General features: G+C 73.9%; 16 protein-coding genes and 1 pseudogene. 11 read left to right on the top strand and 6 right to left on the bottom strand.

Annotated features, from left to right (window positions below; translation table 11 throughout):
- Positions 1-49: 49 nt before the first annotated feature.
- On the bottom strand, positions 50-1,423 hold the full coding sequence (locus tag ACH4EB_RS05270) for a protein phosphatase 2C domain-containing protein (protein ID WP_398345967.1): 1,374 nt from the start codon (positions 1,421-1,423) through the stop codon (positions 50-52).
- Positions 1,424-1,778: 355 nt separating this feature from the next.
- On the opposite strand from ACH4EB_RS05270, the pseudogene ACH4EB_RS05265 reads away from it, so the two are divergent.
- Positions 1,779-2,252 (top strand): annotated as a pseudogene (locus tag ACH4EB_RS05265) (DUF456 domain-containing protein); the annotation flags it as partial.
- Here the strand turns inward: ACH4EB_RS05265 and ACH4EB_RS05260 are convergent.
- Positions 2,138-3,715, bottom strand: coding sequence for a DNA-3-methyladenine glycosylase 2 family protein (locus ACH4EB_RS05260; protein WP_398346423.1), 1,578 nt, complete (start codon positions 3,713-3,715; stop codon positions 2,138-2,140). The pseudogene ACH4EB_RS05265 and the gene ACH4EB_RS05260 overlap by 115 nt on opposite strands.
- A 123-nt stretch (positions 3,716-3,838) precedes the next feature.
- On the bottom strand, positions 3,839-4,969 hold the full coding sequence (rsgA, locus tag ACH4EB_RS05255) for a ribosome small subunit-dependent GTPase A (protein WP_398345966.1): 1,131 nt from the start codon (positions 4,967-4,969) through the stop codon (positions 3,839-3,841).
- A gap of 400 nt (positions 4,970-5,369) precedes the next feature.
- Between rsgA and ACH4EB_RS05250 the strand changes: the two genes are divergently transcribed.
- Positions 5,370-5,771 (top strand): STAS domain-containing protein, encoded by a 402-nt coding sequence (locus tag ACH4EB_RS05250; protein WP_398345965.1) that lies wholly within the window; start codon positions 5,370-5,372, stop codon positions 5,769-5,771.
- On the top strand, positions 5,768-6,190 hold the full coding sequence (locus tag ACH4EB_RS05245) for an ANTAR domain-containing response regulator (protein WP_398345964.1): 423 nt from the start codon (positions 5,768-5,770) through the stop codon (positions 6,188-6,190). The genes ACH4EB_RS05250 and ACH4EB_RS05245 overlap by 4 nt, the downstream gene beginning before the upstream one ends.
- A gap of 3 nt (positions 6,191-6,193) precedes the next feature.
- On the opposite strand, the gene ACH4EB_RS05240 is transcribed toward ACH4EB_RS05245, so the two are convergent.
- Positions 6,194-7,150 (bottom strand): LLM class F420-dependent oxidoreductase, encoded by a 957-nt coding sequence (locus tag ACH4EB_RS05240; protein WP_398345963.1) that lies wholly within the window; start codon positions 7,148-7,150, stop codon positions 6,194-6,196.
- Positions 7,151-7,447: 297 nt separating this feature from the next.
- Here ACH4EB_RS05240 and ACH4EB_RS05235 point away from each other — a divergent pair, with 297 nt between their 5' ends.
- The 8 genes from ACH4EB_RS05235 (at position 7,448) to ACH4EB_RS05200 (ending at position 17,681) form a co-directional block, all read left to right on the top strand.
- Positions 7,448-8,638, top strand: a complete 1,191-nt coding sequence (locus tag ACH4EB_RS05235) for a zinc-dependent alcohol dehydrogenase (RefSeq protein ID WP_398345962.1) — start codon at positions 7,448-7,450, stop codon at positions 8,636-8,638.
- Positions 8,639-8,693: 55 nt separating this feature from the next.
- Complete coding sequence (locus tag ACH4EB_RS05230; RefSeq protein ID WP_398345960.1) at positions 8,694-9,695, top strand: SDR family NAD(P)-dependent oxidoreductase; 1,002 nt, start codon at positions 8,694-8,696, stop codon at positions 9,693-9,695.
- Between the two features lie 140 nt (positions 9,696-9,835).
- The gene (locus tag ACH4EB_RS05225; RefSeq protein ID WP_398345959.1) at positions 9,836-10,519 is read left to right on the top strand and encodes an HAD family hydrolase; all 684 of its coding nucleotides are present in this window, start codon (positions 9,836-9,838) and stop codon (positions 10,517-10,519) included.
- A gap of 155 nt (positions 10,520-10,674) precedes the next feature.
- A complete protein-coding gene (locus ACH4EB_RS05220; RefSeq protein WP_398345958.1) occupies positions 10,675-13,779 on the top strand; it encodes an FAD-binding and (Fe-S)-binding domain-containing protein in 3,105 nt (1,034 codons plus the stop codon).
- A gap of 130 nt (positions 13,780-13,909) precedes the next feature.
- Positions 13,910-15,718, top strand: a complete 1,809-nt coding sequence (locus ACH4EB_RS05215) for a thiamine pyrophosphate-requiring protein (protein ID WP_398345957.1) — start codon at positions 13,910-13,912, stop codon at positions 15,716-15,718.
- Positions 15,719-15,796: 78 nt separating this feature from the next.
- Positions 15,797-16,429 carry a diguanylate cyclase gene (locus tag ACH4EB_RS05210; protein ID WP_398345956.1) on the top strand — a complete coding sequence of 211 codons (633 nt, stop codon included), beginning with the start codon at positions 15,797-15,799 and terminating at the stop codon, positions 16,427-16,429.
- A 181-nt stretch (positions 16,430-16,610) separates the two neighbouring features.
- Complete coding sequence (locus tag ACH4EB_RS05205; RefSeq protein ID WP_398345955.1) at positions 16,611-16,943, top strand: plasmid stabilization protein; 333 nt, start codon at positions 16,611-16,613, stop codon at positions 16,941-16,943.
- A 15-nt stretch (positions 16,944-16,958) separates the two neighbouring features.
- Complete coding sequence (locus ACH4EB_RS05200; protein WP_398345954.1) at positions 16,959-17,681, top strand: DNA polymerase ligase N-terminal domain-containing protein; 723 nt, start codon at positions 16,959-16,961, stop codon at positions 17,679-17,681.
- A gap of 145 nt (positions 17,682-17,826) precedes the next feature.
- Here ACH4EB_RS05200 and ACH4EB_RS05195 read toward each other — a convergent pair whose 3' ends face one another.
- Complete coding sequence (locus ACH4EB_RS05195; protein ID WP_398345953.1) at positions 17,827-18,381, bottom strand: hemerythrin domain-containing protein; 555 nt, start codon at positions 18,379-18,381, stop codon at positions 17,827-17,829.
- A gap of 15 nt (positions 18,382-18,396) precedes the next feature.
- Positions 18,397-19,692: a 4-hydroxybenzoate 3-monooxygenase gene (locus ACH4EB_RS05190; RefSeq protein ID WP_398345952.1), complete on the bottom strand. Its 1,296-nt coding sequence runs from the start codon at positions 19,690-19,692 to the stop codon at positions 18,397-18,399.

The following is a 19,692-nucleotide window of genomic DNA, read 5'->3' as shown; positions in this document are numbered from 1 at the left end:
GTTCTATCACTCCCCCGGGCCCGTGTCCGGCCGGGCTACGCCTGCCGCGTCACTCCGGCGCCGCCGCGTCCCGCCCCTCCCAGACCGCCACGGCCGTACGGTCCTGCCCGTACCCCTCCGCGTGCCGCCGGACATCGGCCAGGAAGGCCGCGAGCCCCGGCGGTGCGGTGCCCGCCCAGCGGGCCGCCAGGTGTTCCGCGAACCCGGCCGCCCCGGTCAGCGGGCCCGCCAGCCCGGCACTGCACAGCAGCAGGGTGTCGCCGGGCCGGGTCACGCAGAACCGGAAGCGGAACGGGTCCGGCCATGTCGGCGGCGCGGACTCGTACGGCGGACGCCACGGCTCGCCGGACCGTGCGCGTGGCAGGCCGGGGAGGTCGCCGCCCAGGTCCAGCGCGGGCGGCGCGGGGCCGGGGCCGGGCGGCTGGCGGAGGTCGGGACGGGTGTCGGGCGGCCGTGGGACGCCCTGGCGGAGCGCGTCCGTGGCGGGGTCGCCGGGGACCGGCCACGGCGGCGCTTCCCGCTCGCCCGCGTCCCCCCCGGCGGGCCCGGCCGCCGGCTGCCCGGTGCCGAGCGCGGCGGCCGGGCAGCCCGGCGCGTCGTCCCGGGGCGGTGGGGGCTCCAGGTCCTGCCAGGCGCCGTTGCGCAGCCGGAAGAACCCGCCCGCGCCGACGCCGAAGAACACCCGGGTGCGGCAGGACGGGTCGGCGGGCAGCAGCAGGCAGCGCAGCGCGGCCGTGTACCGCTCGGGCTCCATGCCGTGCTCGTCCGCGTACGCGCGGAGCTTGCCGTAGCCGCGGCCGGTGAGGCGGTGCAGGCCGGACTTCAGGGCGCAGCGGTCGCCCGTACGGAGGTCCTCGGCCAGCCGGGTGTAGCTGCGGCCGATGGCGCCGCCCATCCAGTGGCAGACGTCGCGGGCGGCGCGGTGGGCGCCCCGGTACGCGTACGCACCGCCGTCGCCGCCCGCCGCGGTGGCCACGGCGACCAGGATCAGCGCGTGCCGTCCGGCGCCGAACCGGGCGGTGAGCAGGGTGTCCCCGCGCAGCTCGGCCCGGTGGCGGGCGGCCTCGCCGCGCAGCGAGGCGGCGCGCAGGGTGAGCGGGCCGTACCCGGCGCCGTCCAGCTCCGTGTCGGGTACGAGATCGTCGAGCGCGGCCGGGTCCGCGGCGGGCAGGGCCATCGGCTCGGGGCCGGCGGCGGGTGGCCCGGGGCCGGGCCGGTGCGCGGGTCCGGCCACCGCGTCGTCCCCGGCGGACGGCCCTGGCCCGGGCGACCGGCCCACCATGCGGAAGGCGGAGTCCACACGGTCGTCGAGCGAGTCCGGGGCCGTCGCGGGCCCGGGGTGCCGCGCCGCTTCGCTGTCGTCCTCGTACAGCTCCCGCCACCAGGAATTCTCGTGATGGCGCCGATCCCCCTGAGGGTTCATGCACCGTATTGTCCACCGGCCGGCGGCCCGGAAACAGGGCACGGAGGGCTGTCGTCGGGCTGTCCGGCGGGTACGCGCCACGGAGCTGGGGCGAGGTCGCCCGGCCGGTATGCGCCATGGGGGCGCGCGCCCGGCCGATGCCCGCCGTCTCGGCGCGATCCAGGCGCTCGGCGCGCCCGCGCGTACGGCCGGATGCCGCCGTGAGCGCCGAGACGGCTGGGGTCACCGTGAGCGCCGAGACAGCCGTGACCACCGGGTCTGCCAGGGCTGCAGGGACAGCCGGGTCCGCAGGGAACGCCGGGACCGCCGGGACCGCCGAGGGGCGCGATGCCCCCGCCTCCGGCACGCTGGGGCCATGGGCGTGTGGCAGTTGCTCGCGGTCGGCCTCGTCTTCCTGTTCGGCCTGCTCGGCGTGCTGATCCCCGGGGTGCCGGGGCCGCCGATCGTCTGGGCGGGCGTGCTGTGGTGGGCGATGACCGAGCAGACCGCCCTGGCCTGGTACGTCCTGTTCGGCGCGAGCGCCGTGCTGCTGCTCGACCAGGTCCTCAAATGGCTGCTGCCGCCACGCGACCTGAGGGCGGCGGGCGCGCCGTACCGCACGTTGTTCCTGGCGGGCGTCGCGGGCATCGCCGGTTTCTTCCTCGTCCCCGTGGCCGGCGCCGTCCTCGGCTCGGTCGGCGTGCTCTACCTGCGGGAACGGTCACGGCTGGGCAGTCACGGCGACGCGTGGGCCGCCACCCGTACGGCCATGCGGTCCATCGGGCTGGCCGTGCTGGTCGAACTGCTCGCCTGCCTGCTGGTGGTCGGCGCCTGGACGGGCGCGGTCATCGTGAGCTGACCCCGGTGGGGGCCGCTGCCCGCCTCCTGCCACAGATGATGCAGGGCGTACGACCGCCACGGCCGCCACCCGTCCGGGAACGCCTCGGCGCTGCCGCCGCCCACCGGGCCAACGTCCGGGTCGCCCAGCGCCCGCATCCTGATGTACGCGGCGGCCGCCGGGCCCACCCCGGGCAGGCCGCGCAGCGCTCGTTCGGCGGCTTCCCGGTCCGCGCCCGCGTCCAGCGCGACCGTACCGTCCGCGAGGGCGGCGCACAGCGCGCGCACCGGCCCCGGCACTTCGGCGCCGGTCAGCGCGGCGGGCTCGGGGAAGAGGTGGGTCAGCGCGCCGTCCGCCGCGTCCAGCGGCTTCCCGTACGTCCGTACGAGATCGGCGGCGCGCTCGGGCGGCCCGCCGAGGACGGTCCGTACGGCCAGCTCCTCGGGGTCGGCGGCGCCCGGCGACCGCAGCCCCGGGCGGGCCGCGACGAGCGGGCCGAGCAGCGGGTCCGCGCCCAGCCGTTCGGCGACGGCGAACGGATCGGCGTCCAGGTCGAACAGGCGGCGCGTCCGCTGGACGGCCGTGGACAGGTCCCGCAGGTCGGTCAGGTGCAGGCGGCACTCCAGCCAGCCGCCGGCCGCGCCCCGGGCGGCCGCGCCCACCACTGCGGCGCGCGGCCGGCGCGGCTGCCGGGCCCCGGCGTGCTCGTCGACCTCGGCGACCCCGCTGCCGTGGGCCAGACGCAGCGTGCGGCGGTACGTACGGGTGCCCCGGGGGCCGCGTACCTCCTCCACGCCGGGCACCGCGCGCGCCTGGAGGAAGTCGAAGATCTCGGCGGCCGCGTACGGGCCCCGGTGGGCCAGCCGCAGCGGTACCCCGGCGGGCGCACCGTGCCGCGCGCCGGGCGTGCCCGTGCGGGAGCCGGCCGCCGCGCGCAGCTCACTCGGCGTACTGGCGTAGACCTCCCGCATCGTGTCGTTGAACTGCCGGATGCTGGCGAACCCGGCGGCGAAGGCCAGGTCGGTGACCGGCAGGCCGGTGGTCTGGAGCAGCAGCCGCGCGGTGTGCGCACGCCGGGCCCGCGCCAGGGCCACGGGCCCGGCGCCCAGCTCGGCGGTGAGCTGCCGCTGCACCTGGCGCGCGCTGTAGCCCAGCCGCCGCGCGAGGCCGCCGACGCCCTCCCGGTCGATCACGCCGTCGCCGATCAAGCGCATGGCGCGGCCCACCAGGTCGGCCCGGACGTTCCACTCCGCCGATCCCGGTACGGCATCCGGGCGGCACCGGCGGCACGCCCGGAACCCGGCGCCCTGCGCGGCCGCCGCGGACGCGTAAAACCGCACGTTCGCGCGTTTCGGGGGGACGGCCGGGCAGCTCGGACGGCAGTAGATCCCGGTCGTCACGACGGCGAAGAAGAACTCCCCGTCGAACCGCGCGTCCCGGCTGGACACCGCCTCGTACCTGGTCTCGTCGTCCATCACACGATCCAGTGTGCGCGACGGCCGGGAGGTTGCCCGGCGGGAATCGGACATCGCACTGGTGCGGGCGGCGGGCCGCCCGCACCGTTTACGCCGGGCCGGGACGGCGGCCGCGGAGCGTCGTCACCTCCGGGACCCCCGCTTCCTCTCCCCCATGTGGCGGCCCAGTGCCTGCTTCTGCTTCCACTCCCGGCGGATTTCCGCGCGCAGCCGGGCGTCCGTCTTGGCCACGATGCGTTCGTTCTCCCGCAGCAGCTTGCGGTAGCTCTCCAGCCGCCGCTGCGGCAGTGCGCCGCTGTCGACGGCCGACAGCACCGCGCAGCCCGGTTCCGTGGTGTGCGCGCAGTCGTGGAAGCGGCAGCGCGCGGCCAGTTCCTCGATGTCCGAGAAGGCGCGCGCGAGGCCCGCGTCGGCGTCCCACATGCCGACGCCCCGCAGCCCCGGGGTGTCGATGAGCACCCCGCCGCCGGGCAGGACCAGCAGGTCCCGGGTGGTCGTGGTGTGCCGGCCCTTGCCGTCCCGGTCGCGGGCGGCCCGTACGTCCTGGACATCCTCGCCCAGCAGCGCGTTGGCCAGCGTCGACTTGCCCGTGCCGGACTGCCCGAGCAGTACGGACGTGCCGCCGGCCAGCACCGCGGCGAGCACGTCCAGCCCTTCACCGGCGGTCGAACTGACCGCCAGCACCCGCACCCCGGGCGCGGCGGTCTCCGCGTCCGCGATCAGGTGCGCCAGCCCGTCCGGGCCGCCGGCCAGGTCGGCCTTGGTCAGCACGACCAGCGGCTGCGCCCCGCTCTCCCAGGCCAGGGAGACGAAGCGTTCGATGCGGCCGAGGTCCAGCTCCACGGCGAGCGAGACCGCGACCACCGCGTGGTCCACGTTCGCGGCCAGCACCTGTCCCTCGGACCGCTTGGAAGAGGTGGACCGCACCAACGCGGTGCGCCGGGGCAGCAGCGCCCGCACCGCACCGTCCCGGCCCGCGCCGACCTCGCCGAGCCCGATCACGGCCCAGTCGCCGGTGCACGGCACCCGCATGGGGTCGCCGGTCGTCACCGGCGCGGTGTCCGCCATGACGGTCCGGACGCCGTCCCCGTCGGGCACCACGGCGTCCACCCGCCCGCGGTCGACGCGGATGACACGGCCGGGCACATGTCCCTGCCCGGCGTAGGGAGCGAAACTCTCCGCGAAACCGTCGTCCCAGCCATAGGAGTTCAGCGGGCAGGACGAGGCGGAGGAAGAAACGGAAAACGATGACAAGGGAAACCCTTCACAGGGTGGCCCCGGCCCCACACGCCCAGCGCGCGGCGGGAGGTGAGGGAACGTCAGCCGGTGACCACGGAGGTGGAGTGGATGAACTTCTGGTTGCGGGCAGGACCCACCACAGAGACAGCCATCGGTCACACCTCCTGTTCCTCACACGGCCGACAACGGCAGCCGACGGCCACCGCGACACACGCCTTCACCGTAGAGGCGCCCGCGCTTTGGTGCCACCGAATTGTTTCCCGCCCGCCGGAATCGCCACCCGGGCGGCGCCGACCGCCCGTTGGCGAGCACCGGAGCAGGCCCGCCACGCGGTGCGGGCGGTGTGCGCCCGGTCGTGGGGGCGGGGGTGGTGTGGGCGTGGACAGACCGGTTTGGCTCCTGCGACGATGGGGTCATGTCCCTACAGACAGACCGGTCTTCCCTGGCCGGTCCGGATGCCCTGGGGGTCCGTACCCGGTTGTTCGGCTCCTGTGCCGTGCTGACCGTGCGGGGCGAGATCGACTATGGCACCGTGCCGGTTCTGGACGAAGCCGTCGAAGCATTGCCGTCCGGCCTGGGAAGTGTGGTGCTGGAGATGACCGGAGTGACGTTCATGGACTCGGCCGGGCTGCACTTCCTGCGGCGTCTGGACGCCTACGGGCAGCGGCGCCGCATCCCCGTGCGCGCCCTCAACCTGCGTCGGCAGCCCCAGCGCGTGATGCAACTGTCCCGTACGTGGCCCGGCACGCCGCAGCCGGGCAAGTTCCTCGGGCGGGCGGCGCCGGCCGGGGTGCCGTCGGTCCAGGAACCGCAGTGAGGCGGCGCTCCCTCGCGGCCCTGCGGCTCGCCACCCTCCCGGGCACGCGGCACCCGGAGGCGAAGGAGGCGTCCGACGGCCCGGACGACGCGGCGCCGCACGGTGACGCGGCGGTGGTCGACCGGCTCCGGGAGGAGAACGCGCAGTTGCGGCAGGCGCTGGGCAGCCGGCCGGTGATCGACCAGGCCCGCGGCATCCTGATGGCCGCCGAGTCCTGCAGCCCCGAGCAGGCGTGGGACATCCTGCGGCAGACCTCCCAGCACACCAACACCAAGCTGCACGAGGTCGCCGGCGAGGTGGTCGCGAGTGCCACCGGCCCCGTCGCGCCAGGCGCGGTGCACACCGAGCTGCGGGCGGCGGTGGCGCGGCTCCGGGCCGCCCGCAGCAGGGCGCGAAGTGAGGCGGCCCGACGGACCTGACGCTCAGTCCGTCAGTTGCGGCAGCACCTTCGTCCGGTAGAAGTCGAAGAAGCCCCGCTGCTCCGGGCCGATCTGGTTGACGTAGACGGTGTCGAAGCCCGCCTCGCCGTACGCGCGCAGCGCGGCCACATGGGCGTCCACGTCGTCGCCGCAGGTGACCGCCTCCGCGACGCGTTCGGGCGTGACCAGTTGGGACGCCTGCTCGAAGTGGCGGGGGGTGGGGAGGATCTGCGGGAGTTCGCCGGGGAGCTGTTCGTTGGCCCACAGGCGGTGGGCGGTGCGTACGGCTTCGTCGCGGTCGGGGTTCCAGCAGACCTTGACGCCGCCCAGGACGGGTTTGTTGCCGCCGCCGCCCCGCCGGAAGCGTTCGACGGCGTCCGCGTCCGGTGTCATGGTCACGAAGCCGTCGCCGACGCGGGCGGCCAGTTCGGTGGCGTTGGGGCCGAACGCGGAGACGTCGATGGGCACCGGCTCGTCGGGCACGGTGTAGAGCCGGGCGTTCTCCACGGTGTAATGCTTGCCGTGGTGGCTGACCTCGCCGCCCTCGAAGAGCTGCCGCATCACCTGGACGGCTTCCTCCAGCATCTCCAGCCGTACCGAGGCCTGCGGCCAGTGGTCGCCGAGCACGTGCTCGTTGAGGGCCTCGCCACTGCCCACGCCGAGCCGGAAACGGCCGTCCAGGAGCACGCCGCTGGTGGCCGCCGCCTGAGCCGTGACCACGGGGTGCAGCCGCATGATGGGGCAGGTCACCGCGGTCTCCACGGGCAGTGAGGTGACCTGGGACAGCGCTCCGATCACCGACCAGACGAAGGGGCTCTGGCCCTGCGCGTCGTTCCACGGGTGGAAGTGGTCGGAGATCCACAGTTTGGTGAAGCCGGCCTGCTCCGCCATGCGGGCCTGTTCGACCAGTTCCGCCGGGCTGTGCTCCTCGCAGGAGAGGAAGTATCCGTAGTCGGTCATCGGGGCTCCGTGCGGTCTCTTCGGCCCCTGGTGCGGGCCGGGGTGGGTGGCGGATGGTCGCCCCCTCGGGTGATGCGCCGGGTAACCCTTTTCCCGGCCGGGAAAACCCGCGCGGCGGCTGCCAGGGGCCCGTACCGGCGCGGTACGGGAACGATTCGGCCCGGGCGATCCGGGTACTGGAGCTGCCACGACAAAGAACACCGCTTTAGACTCAAAAGCGGCTTTTGGGTTGCCCGAGATGGACGATCCTCGACGGGGCCGTCCGGCGGGCCGGCCGCCAGATCAAGGAGATCCGCGATGCGAGCGAACGTCTGGCACGGCAAGCGTGACGTCCGCGTGGAGAACGTCCCCGACCCGCAGATCAAGAAGCCCACCGACGCGGTCATCAAGGTCACGTCCAGTGGCCTGTGCGGCTCGGACCTGCACCTGTACGAGGTGCTCACCCCGTTCATGACCCCCGGTGACATCCTCGGGCACGAGCCGATGGGCATCGTCGAGGAGGTCGGCGCGGAGGTGCCGGACCTCAGCCCCGGCGACCGGGTGGTGATCCCCTTCCAGATCGCCTGCGGCACCTGCCGGATGTGCGCCGACGGCCTGCAGACGCAGTGCGAGACCACGCAGGTCCGCGCGCACGGCTCGGGTGCCGCGCTGTTCGGCTACACCAAGCTCTACGGCTCGGTGCCGGGCGCGCAGGCCGAGTTCCTGCGCGTGCCGCAGGCCCAGTACGGGCCGATCAAGGTGCCGCACGGCCCCGCCGACGACCGCTTCGTCTACCTGTCCGACGTGCTGCCCACCGCCTGGCAGGCCGTGCGGTACGCGGACGTCGCCGAGGGCGGCAGCGTCGCCGTCCTGGGGCTGGGGCCGATCGGCGCGATGGCCTGCCGGATCGCCCGGCACCTCGGTGCCGGGCAGGTGATCGGCGTCGATCACGTACCGGAGCGGCTGGCGCGGGCGCGCCGGGACGGCGCGACCGTCTTCGACCTGGACGCCTTCGACGACGAGGACGGGCTGCTGGACGCCGTCAAGGACGTCACCGGCGGCCGCGGCCCGGACGCCGTCATCGACGCGGTGGGCACCGAGGCGCACGGCAGTCCGGCCGGGCGGCTGGCGCAGCAGGCCGCCGGGCTGATGCCGTCGCGCTGGGCCGAGAAGCTGATGAGCAAGGCGGGGGTGGACCGGCTGAGCGCCCTGCACCTGGCCATCTCGATGGTGCGGCGCGGCGGCACGGTCTCCATCAGCGGGGTGTACGGCGGGATGAGCGACCCGATGCCGATGCTGGTGATGTTCGACAAGCAGCTCACGTTCCGGATGGGGCAGGCCAACGTGCGGCGCTGGGCGGACGACATCATTGCGCTGCTCACCGACGAGGACCCGCTGGGCGTGGACGACTTCGCCACGCACCGGCTGCCGCTGGACCGGGCACCCGACGCGTACGAGATGTTCCAGAAGAAGACCGACGGCGCGATCAAGGTGCTGTTCACCCCGTGACGGGGCGGCACCGGGCGCGCCGGCGTGCCCACAGGGCGAGGTGAAAGGACCGGTCATGCCGCATTTCGCTGCCGCGCCGCCGATCGCGGGGCTGTCGGCCCTGGTGACGGGCGGGTCGCGCGGCCTGGGGCTGCTGATGGCGCGTCAGCTCGTGGCGCGTGGCTGCCGTGTGACGATCGTGGCGCGCGACGGGGCGGAGCTGGCCGAGGCCGCCCGGTCGCTGCGCCGCCCCGGTGGCCCGCCGGTCGCCACGGCGGTGTGCGACGTCCGCGACCGGGCGGCGGTCGAGGCCGTCGTCGAGGACGTCGCGGCGCGCGAGGGCGGGCTGGACATCGTCATCGGCAACGCCGGTGTCATCCAGGTGGGCCCGGCGGCGTCGCTGGGGCACCAGGCGTTCCACGACGCCATGGAGACGATCTTCGACGGTGCGCTGAACACGTCCCTGGCCACCCTCCCCCACCTGCGGCGCAGCCCGGCCGGCGGGCGGCTGGCGCTGATCGGTTCGGTCGGCGGGCTACTGGCCGTGCCGCATCTGCTGCCGTACTCCTGCGCCAAGTTCGCGGTCGCCGCGCTGGCCGAGGGGCTGCACGCCGAGGAGAGCGGTTACGGCGTGTCGGTGACGGCGGTGCATCCGGGGCTGATGCGGACCGGGTCCCATCTGCACGCGCAGTTCGGCGGGGACGCCCCGCGGGAGTTCGCCTGGTTCTCGGCGCTGGCGGGCACACCCGTCCTGTCGATGAACGCCGGGCGCGCCGCCGGGCGCATCGTCTCCGCGGTGCAGCGCCGCCGCCCGCGCGTCGTCCTGACCCCGGCGGCCCGCCTGGCCGCCACGGCGCACGGCCTGGCCCCCGTCACCACCACCCGCCTGTCGTCCGTCCTGGCGCGGGTGCTGCCGCGGGACGCGGTGGGCGAGCCGGGCGTGACGGAGGGCGCCGCGGTGCGCAGCGGCGGGCGGACCCCGCCCGCCGCACGGCTGCGCAAGGTGCTCGGCGCCCTCAACGACCGGGCCGCCGGGCGCCTGAACCAGTGCGGGCGGGCGGCGCCGCCGTCCCCCTGACCGACAGCGGTACGGCCTCGCGGGCCGTACCGACGGGTGGCCGGACGGTGGGCCGGCCGCCCCGGACCTCGGCCGGAGCGCCCACGACGGGCCCGGCAGCACGCCGGCACCGGCCGGCCCTCGCGGAAGGAAGGACACGGGTGAGCCCACGCGGAGCCGCACTCTTCGACGTCGACGGAACGCTGGTCGACAGCACCTATCTGCACGCCGTCACCTGGTGGGAGGCGTTCCGGCAGTCCGGCCACCGGGTGCCGATGGCGGAGATCCACCGGACCATCGGCATGGGGTCCGACCACCTGATCGACCATCTGCTCGGCGCGGACCGGGACGGCGACGAGGACGAGACCATCCGGACGGCGCACGGCACGCTCTTCGCCCAGTACTGGGAGCGGCTGGCCCCCCTCGACGGTGCCGCCGAACTGCTGCGGGCGTGCGCGAAGCGCGGCTGGACGGTGGTGCTGGCGAGTTCGGCGCACGGCCCGGAACTGGAGGCCATGCGCCGCGCGCTGGACGCGGAGGACGCCATCACCGCGGTCACCGGCTCCGACGACGTGTCGGCGAGCAAACCGGCACCCGACCTGGTGCAAAGTGCCCTGGAGCGCAGCGGTGTCGACGCCGGCTCGGCGGTGTTCATCGGCGACACCGTCTGGGACGTGCGGGCCAGTCACCGCGCCGGCGTGCCGTGTCTGGCGGTGCTCAGCGGCGGCTATCCGGAGCGTGACCTGCGGGAGGCGGGCGCGCGCGAGGTGTACGAAGGCCCGGCCGACCTGGTCGGGCACCTGGACAGCAGCCTCCTGGCGGAGCCGGGCGCGCGGGGCGGGTGACGGGCGGTCGGCGGGCGTCCGGGCCGGCCGGTACCGGAGCACGTTCCGCCACGTCGTCGCACGTGTGAAGGCGGCTCGGCCGGGCACCCGCCGGGCGGGCCCGGGCAGCCGCTCCGACGCGGCCGGCCGCCCGGCCGCACGGAAGGAGGTTGTCCATGACCACGACGCACCGGACGGCAGCGGAGGCCGACGGGCGTTCCTTGGCACCGTGGCCGCGGGAGCGCACCGCGGCACTGGAGGAGGCGCTGCGCGCCCGCGTGGACGGTGAGGTGCGGTTCGACGCGGGCAGCCGGGGCGCGTACGCCACCGACGGGTCGAACTACCGCCAGGTGCCGATCGGCGTGGTCGTGCCGCGGACGACCGACGCGGGCGCGGCGGCCGTCGCGGTGTGCGCCGAGTTCGGCGCGCCGGTGCTGTCGCGGGGCGGCGGGACGAGCCTGGGCGGCCAGTGCGCCAACGCCGCCGTGGTCGTCGACTGGACCAAGTACTGCAACGCGCTGCTGTCCGTGGACACCGAGCGCCGTACGTGCGTGGTCGAGCCCGGCATCGTGCTGGACGAGCTGAACCGCCTGTTGGCCCCGCACGGGCTGAAGTTCGGGCCGAAGCCGTCGACGCACAGCCACTGCGCGCTGGGCGGCATGATCGGCAACAACTCGTGCGGCGCGTCGGCTCAGGCGTACGGCAAGACCGCGGACAACGTGCGGCGGCTGGAGATCCTGACGTACGACGGACTGCGCTGCTGGGTCGGCCCGACGTCCGAGGACGTGTACGAGGCGGCGGTCGCCGAGGGCGGGCGCAAGGGACAGCTCTACGAGGGACTGCGGGGCATCGCCACGCACTACATGGCCGATGTCCGCCGCGGCTTCCCCGACATCCCCCGGCGGGTCTCCGGCTACAACCTGGACGCGCTGCTGCCGGAGCACGGCTTCAACCTCGCCCGCGCGCTGGTGGGCAGCGAAGGCACGCTGGTGACCGTGCTGCACGCGGAGCTGGAACTCGTTCCGGTACAGCCTGCCGACGCGATGCTCGTGCTGGGCTACCCCGACATCTGTACGGCCGCCGACGACGTCCCGCGTCTCCTGGAGCACGGCGACCCGACCCAGTTGGAGGCCATAGACGGCCGGATGGCGCAGCTCATGCGGGAAGAAGGCGCCTACCTGGACTCGCTGGAGAAGTTCCCCGAGGGCGAGAGCTGGCTGCTGCTGCAGTTCAGCGGCGACAGCCGGGAGGAGGCGGACGCCCAGTGCCGGGCGTTGCTCGACGGGATCGGCCGGTCCGGGGACGACGCGTCGGTGGCCTTCTCCGACGATCCGGGCCGGGAGCGGAAGATGCTCAAGGCGCGGGAGGCGGGGCTCGGCGTGACCGCCCGGCCGCCGGACGAGCGGGAGACCTGGGAGGGCTGGGAGGACTCCGCCGTGCCGCCGGACCGGCTCGGGGACTACCTGCGGGACCTGACCGCGCTGTTCTCGGAGTTCGGCTACGACCACGCGGCGCTGTACGGACACTTCGGGCAGGGCTGTGTGCACACCCGGATCCCGTTCGACCTCAAGAGCGCCGACGGTGTCGCCCACTTCCGGGCATTCCTCTTCCGCGCCGCCGATCTCGTCAGTTCCTACGGCGGGTCGCTGTCCGGCGAGCACGGGGACGGGCAGGCCCGCGGGGAGCTGCTGCCGCGGATGTTCGGCGAGCGACTGGTGACGGCGTTCGAGGAGGTCAAGGGGCTGTTCGACCCGGACGACCGGATGAATCCCGGCAAGGTCGTGCATCCGGCCGGGGTCGACGAGCACCTGCGCCTGGGCGCCGGCTGGCGGCCGCGGAGCCTGGCCACCCGCTTCGCCTATCCGGATGACGACCACAGCTTCACGCAGGCCGTGATGCGCTGCGTCGGCGTCGGCAACTGCCGTACGCAGGAGGGCGGCGTGATGTGCCCCTCGTACCGGGCGACGGGCGAGGAGGAGCACTCCACGCGCGGCCGGGCCCGGCTGCTGTTCGAGATGCTGGGCGGGCACGCGGACTCCCCGGTCACCGACGGCTGGCGCTCCACCGAGGTACGCGACGCGCTGGACCTGTGCCTGGCGTGCAAGGGCTGCAAGTCGGACTGCCCGGTCGGCGTCGACATGGCCACGTACAAGGCGGAGTTCCTGTCCCACCACTACGCGGGGCGGCTGCGGCCCGCCGCACACTACTCGATGGGCTGGCTGCCGCTGTGGGCCCGCCTCTCCCGGCTCGCTCCGGGGCTGGTCAACGCCGCGCTGAACGCGCCGGGGCTGGCCCGGCTCGGCAAGCGGGCGGCCGGGGTGGCCGCCGAGCGGGACGCGCCGGTGTTCGCGCCGCAGTCGTTCGTGCAGTGGTGGCGGGCGCGCGGCACCCCCGAGCCGGATCCGGCGGACCCACGGGCGGTCGTGCTGTGGCCCGACACGTTCAGCACGTACTTCCATCCGGGTGTCGCGAAGGCGGCGGTGCGGGTGCTGGAGGACGCCGGGTTCCGGGTCGCGGTGCCGGAGCGGGCGGTGTGCTGCGGGCTGACCTGGATCTCCACCGGCCAGCTCGGCACCGCCGGGCGGGTGCTGCGGCGGACCGTGGACGTGCTGCGGCCGTGGATCGAGGCCGGTACGCCCGTCATCGGGCTGGAGCCGTCCTGCACCGCCGTCTTCCGTGCCGACGCGCCCGAGCTGATGCCGGACGACGAGGACGTGCAGCGGCTGGCGCGGCAGTTCCGCACCTTCTCCGAGCACCTGGTCAACCACGCCCCCGAGGGCTGGCGGCCGCCGTCGCTGGGCCGGTCGGCGACCGTGCAGACGCACTGCCACCAGCACGCGGTGCTGGCGTTCGACGCCGACCGGGAGCTGATGCGCCGGGCCGGGGTGGCCGCCGACGTGCTGGACGCCGGGTGCTGCGGGCTCGCCGGGAACTTCGGTTTCGAGCGCGGGCACCACGGCCTGTCGACGGCCATCGCGGAACAGGGCGTGCTCCCGGCCGTACGGGACACGCCGCCCGGCGCGCTCGTCCTGGCCGACGGCTTCAGTTGCCGTACGCAGATCGAGCAGGGCGGCACCGGGCGGCGGCCGGTGCACCTGGCCGAAGCCCTGGCCCTGGGACTCGACCGGTCCCTGCCCGCCGACCGTCCGGAGCGGACCGCCGACCGCCCCGCGCCGCCCGCGGCCGGCTCCGGGCGCCTGCTGACCGCCGCCGCGGCCGTGGCGGCCGGCGGTGCGCTGGCCGCCGTCACCCGTCTGCTGGTGCGCAGGCTGCGCCGCTGATCACCGGCCGGGAGACCCGCACGTCCGTTTGAGAACCGTCCGGACGGCCGTGCATCCGCGGAGCCGGGACGGGCACACGGAAAGCCGGGCCGGCATCCGCCGTCGCGATTTGGGAGAGGAACAGAACCGCATGACCACCAAAGTTTCCGACCACATTCTCCAGCGCCTGCGCGAATGGGACGTCGACCATGTCTTCTCCTACGCGGGGGACGGCATCAACGGCCTGCTCGCGGCCTGGGGCCGGGCGGACAACCAGCCGAAGTTCGTGCAGGCCCGGCACGAGGAGATGGCCGCGTTCGAGGCCGTCGGGTACGCCAAGTTCTCCGGCAAGGTGGGCGTGTGCGCGGCGACCTCCGGGCCCGGCGCGATCCATCTGCTGAACGGTCTCTACGACGCCAAGCTGGACCACGTCCCCGTGGTGGCCATCGTGGGCCAGACCGCGCGCAGCGCCATGGGCGGCTCCTACCAGCAGGAAGTCGACCTGATGAGCCTGTACAAGGATGTCGCGTCCGAGTTCTGCGAGATGGTGACCGTCCCCGAGCAGTTGCCGAACGTCATCGACCGGGCCATGCGCACCGCGTACGCGAAGCGCACCGTCACCGCGGTGATCATCCCCGGTGACGTGCAGGAGCTGGAGTACAGCGCGCCGACGCACGAGTTCAAGATGGTGCCGTCCAGCCTGGGCGTGTCGCAGTACGCGCCGGTGCCGCGCGACGAGGACCTGCGGCGCGCCGCCGAGGTGCTCAACGCGGGCGAGAAGGTGGCGATCCTGGTCGGGCAGGGGGCCCGGGGTGCCCGTGAGCGGGTCGAGGAGATCGCCGAACTGCTCGGCGCCGGCGTGGCGAAGGCGTTGCTCGGCAAGGACGCGCTGTCCGACGAGCTGCCGTATGTGACCGGCGCCATCGGCCTGCTGGGCACCCGGCCCAGTTACGAGCTGATGCAGGAGTGCGACACGCTGCTGGTGATCGGCTCCAGCTTCCCGTACTCGCAGTTCCTGCCCGAGTACGGGCAGGCCCGCGCCGTGCAGATCGACATCGACCCGTTCATGGTCGGGCTGCGCTACCCCTTCGAGGTCAACCTCGTCGGTGACGCGTCGGCGACGCTGGAGCGGCTGCTGCCGCTGCTGCGGCACAAGAAGGCCCGCAAGTGGCGCGAGCAGATCGAGTCGAACGTCACGCGCTGGTGGAAGGTCATGGAGCGGCGCGCCGCCGTGGAGGCCGACCCGGTCAACCCGGAGTACGTGGTGCACGCGCTCGACGGGCTGCTGCCCGACGACGTGATCCTGGCCGCGGACTCCGGCTCGGCGGCCAACTGGTACGCGCGGCACCTGCGGCTGCGCGGCTCGATGCGCGGTTCGCTGTCCGGGACGCTGGCCACCATGGGGCCGGGCGTGCCGTACGTCATCGGCGCCAAGTTCGCCCACCCCGAGCGGCCCGCGCTGGCGATCGTCGGTGACGGCGCGATGCAGATGAACGGCATGGCGGAGCTGATCACCGCCTCCAAGTACTGGCGGGAGTGGAGCGATCCGCGCATGATCGTCGCGGTCCTGAACAACGAGGACCTCAACCAGGTGACGTGGGAAATGCGGGCCATGTCGGGGGCGCCGCAGTTCGAGGAGTCGCAGCGCATCCCGGACGTTCCGTACGCCGACTTCGCGCGCTCCATCGGCCTCGGCGGCGTCCGGGTCGAGCGGCCCGACGAGGTGGAGAGCGCGTGGCGGCAGGCGCTCTCCGCCGACCGGCCGTTCGTCATCGACTTCCGTACCGATCCCAACGTGCCGCCGATCCCGCCGCACGCCACGCTGGACCAGATCGAGGCGGCCGCGACCGCGATCCTCAAGGGCGACCCGGAGACGGCCGGGGTGCTCAAGCAGGGCGTCAAGGCGAAGATCCAGGAGTTCCTCCCGGGCGGCAAGGGCCGCGGCGAGGGCCAGGACTGACCGCGTGGGCCGGGCCCGGCGAAGGCGGCCGGGCCCGGTCCGGCCGACACCGACCGAGTCGAATCGCAAGGAGGAACCGTGGCCAGGTTGACGGCGTTGAAGGACTGGCGGCACTGGCGGCGGGGGCGGGCCCTGCGCCCCGCCCCCGGCGCGACGGACGTGGAGAACGCGACACAGCGCGTCCTGATGTACGGGGTCCTGCCCATGTGGTTCGTGCCGGCCGTCGCCGACTGGGTGATGCACCGGCGCACGAACATCGAGAAGACCACCGGCGTCAAGGAGTCGGCGATCCACGCGGTGATGATGGCGGAGGCCGGAGTACCGGTGCTGGCCGGACTGGTCGCGCGGATCAACCCGCTGGTGCTGACGATGATGGGCGGGGCCGCCGCCGCGCACAGCGCGACCGCGATCTGGGACGTGACGGTGGCCACCGAGGACCGTGAGGTGCGCCCGGTGGAGCAGCACATCCACAGCTTTCTGGAGGTACTCCCGCTGGCGGCCGTCGTCATCACGTCCTGCCTGCACTGGGAGTCCGTACGGGACCTCGCGCAGGGCGGCCGGCAGCCGGGCGCGTGGAAACTGCTGCCCAAGGAGCGTCCGCTGCCCGGGAAATACCTCGCCGGTATCGCGGCCGGGGTGGGCGCTTGCGTCGCCCTGCCGTACGCGGAGGAATTCATCCGGTGCGTACGGGCCCGCAAGTCCGGCGCGTGATCCACCAGGCCGGAAGCATGCCGTGCATTCCGCCGCGTTCGGCCCGTCGGGGCAGTCGGGCAAGCCGTTCGTTACAGCTTGCCCGGCACGGGTAACCGTAGTCGGAGAAACGGTATACGGCAGGCCCGGGACAGGTACGCCGTACGTGTCCGGGGCGTGTGCGAGACGAAGGAGAAGCACCATGCCCGCAGGATCGAACGCCAAGCGTGAGCGCCAGTACGAGCACATCAAGGAAGGCGCCGAGAAGCGCGGGACGTCCAAGGGCCGGGCCAAGGAGATCGCGGCCCGCACCGTGAACAAGGAACGCGCCCGCTCCGGTGAGTCCAAGTCGGCCAGCAAGTCCTCTACCAAGGACAGCAAGTCGGCGCCCGAGCGCGGCGGCCAGCGCTCCGGCAACCGCACCGGCTCCAAGGGCCCCACGCGCGACCAGCTCTACAACGAGGCCAAGAAGCGCGGGGTGGAAGGCCGGTCGACCATGAACAAGGACCAGCTCGCCAAGGCGCTCGGCCGCTGACCCGGCGGGCCGGCCATGAGCGGCGAACCGCTGCGGACTTATCTGTCCAAGCGGCATTTCGACCGGACCTCCGAGCCGCGGGGCGGCGATTCCCCGGCCTCCTCCGAGAAGCCGCGGTTCGTGGTGCAGATTCACGACGCGAGCACCATGCACTTCGACTTCCGGCTGGAGGTCGACGGGGTCCTGAAATCCTGGTCCGTACCGAAGGGCCCGTCCGCGGATCCCAAGGACAAACGGCTGGCGATGCCGACCGAGGACCATCCGCTGGAATACCGGGATTTCGAAGGTGTCATTCCGAAGGGCGAGTACGGGGGCGGCACCGTCATCGTGTGGGATCAGGGCCACTACCGCCCGATGTCGCACGACAGGAAAGGCCGCCCGGTGGCGTTCGCCGAATCGCTGGAAAAGGGCCATGCGCGATTCTGGATGGAGGGAAGGAAACTGCACGGCGGTTATGCCCTCACCCGGTTCCGCGGCGGCCCGGACAGCGACGAGCGGGAATCCTGGCTGCTGGTGAAGGCGGACGACGAGCACGCGGGCGGCCGGGGCACACCCGACCCCCGCCGGGCACGTTCGGCCCTCAGCGGGCACACGCTCAGGCAGGTGGCCGAGGACGTGGCGGCGGAGTCCGGGGAGGACGGCGAGCCGTCCGGCAAGAGCACGTCCAGGGCCGCGGGCAAGGGCGGGGGCAAGGCGAAGACCGCGGGCAAGGGCGGCACGGACAACGGTCATGGGTGACTCTGTTCGACGTTCGACGCTGCGCGACGGGCTGCCGGCCGACCAGCGACGGCGGCCGGCCGACGCGCCGCCCGGCGAAGGACACACCGCGCACTCACCGCCCGCCCCGTGCCGACGGTGGCCCCGGCGGGACCGGGGCCGGTGGTCAGGAGGTCCCCATGACCTTCCGTACGGCGTCCCGGGTGCGGTCGATCACCGCGGCCACGGGCCCGGCCGCGAGGTTCTTGGCCGCGGTGTCCGTACCGGGGTGCGGCCGGGTCGGCGCCAGCGCCTCGGCGGCCTTGACGGCGCGCGCCAGCGTCTCCAGGCCACGCTGGTCCGTCGTGTGCCTCAACTGCGCGAACTCCATCCGCTCCTCGGCGTCGGCGTGGGCGAGCACGTCCTGCCGCAGCGCGATGAACCGGTCGTGGAACTCCGGCGCTCCGGTGTCCAGCGACGCCAGCTCGCTCAGGACCACCTTGGCGCGTTCCTCCTCCTCGATCCGTTCGCCGACCACCTGGTCGCCGCCGTCGATGTGCCGGCGGGCGTACGGGTGGACGACCTCCTCCTCGGCCGTCTCGTGCACCGCGAGCAGGCGCACCAGGCGGTGGAAGGCGTCCGCGCGGTCCGCGTCCTTGGAGTCACCGACCTCGTCGAGAAGCTCGCGGATCTGCCGGTGCTGCTGTTTGAGCAGTTCGACGACGTCCGGCTGTTCGCTCATGTCCGTGTACCTCCGTCACGGTGATGGTGCCGACAGTGTTCCGGCGCCGCGGCGGGTACCCCTGGCCGCGGCCTCGAACCGGGGCCCGGGCACCTGGGGGAGGCCCGTGTAGTTCTCGGCCAGCTCGGCGGCGGCGTGCGGGGAGGAGGCGATGCGGTCGAGCTGGGCGATCTGCAGCCGGGTGTCGAACGCGCTCTGGCCGGGCGCCGTGTGCAGTGTCGTCGTCATGAAGTACGAGAAGTGCTCGGCGCGCCAGACGCGGCGCAGGCAGGTGTCGGACCAGCCGTCCAGCAGCTCGGTGGAGCCGCTGTCCTTCAGATGGGCGAAGGCGCGGGCCAGGTCGGTGACGTCGGAGACGGCGAGGTTGAGTCCCTTCGCGCCGGTCGGCGGGACGATGTGCGCCGCGTCCCCGGCGAGCAGCACCCGCCCGTACCGCATGGGTTCGGTGACCATGCTGCGCATCGGCAGCACGGACTTGGCGGTGATCGGGCCGCGCGTCAGTTTCCAGGGGCCGTCGACGGCCGAGCGGGCGTCGAGTTCGTCCCAGATCCGCTCGTCGGGCCAGGCCGCGGGGTCGGTGCCGTTGGGCACCTGGAGGTAGAGGCGGCTGACGGTGGGTGAGCGCATGCTGAGCAGGGCGAAGCCGCGGTCGGAGTGGGCGTACACCAGCTCGTCGCCGGACGGCGGGACCTCGGCGAGGACACCGAGCCAGGAGTACGGATAGCCGCGCTGGTACGTGCGCTGGACCCGGGCCGGCACCGCGTCGCGGGTGACGCCGTGGAAACCGTCGCAGCCCACGACGTAGTCGCAGGTCAGGGTGTGTTCGCGGCCCTCGTGCGCATAGCGGATCACGGGCCGTTCGGTGTCCGCGCCGGTCACGGCGAGCGCCCGCGCGCCGAAGACCAGCGGGCCGCCGTCGGCGAGCTGGAGGGCGATGAGGTCCTTGACCACCTCGGTCTGCGCGTAGACCACCACGCTGCGGCCACCGGTCAGCGCCGACAGGTCGACGCGGTGCGCGCGCCGGCCGTAGCGGAGCTGGACGCCGTGGTGGACGAGCCCCCGCCGGTCCAGGCGCTCCCCCGCGCCGCAGTCGCGCAGCGTGTCGACGGTGCCCTGTTCCAGGACGCCGGCGCGCTGCCGCCGTTCGACGTAGGCGCGGTCGCGGCTCTCCAGGACGACGCTGTCGATGCCGCGGCGGTGCAGCAGCCGCGCCAGAAGCAGTCCTGCCGGGCCGCCGCCGACGATGCCGACCGTGGTCGTGGCGGGGGCGGGGGCGGTGGTGCGCGCGTGGGGCGTGGGGCCGGTGCTCAT

Source organism: Streptomyces sp. NPDC018045 (assembly GCF_044327445.1).
In the GTDB taxonomy this organism is placed as follows: domain Bacteria; phylum Actinomycetota; class Actinomycetes; order Streptomycetales; family Streptomycetaceae; genus Streptomyces.
This window is presented reverse-complemented; position numbering and strand designations above follow the sequence as displayed.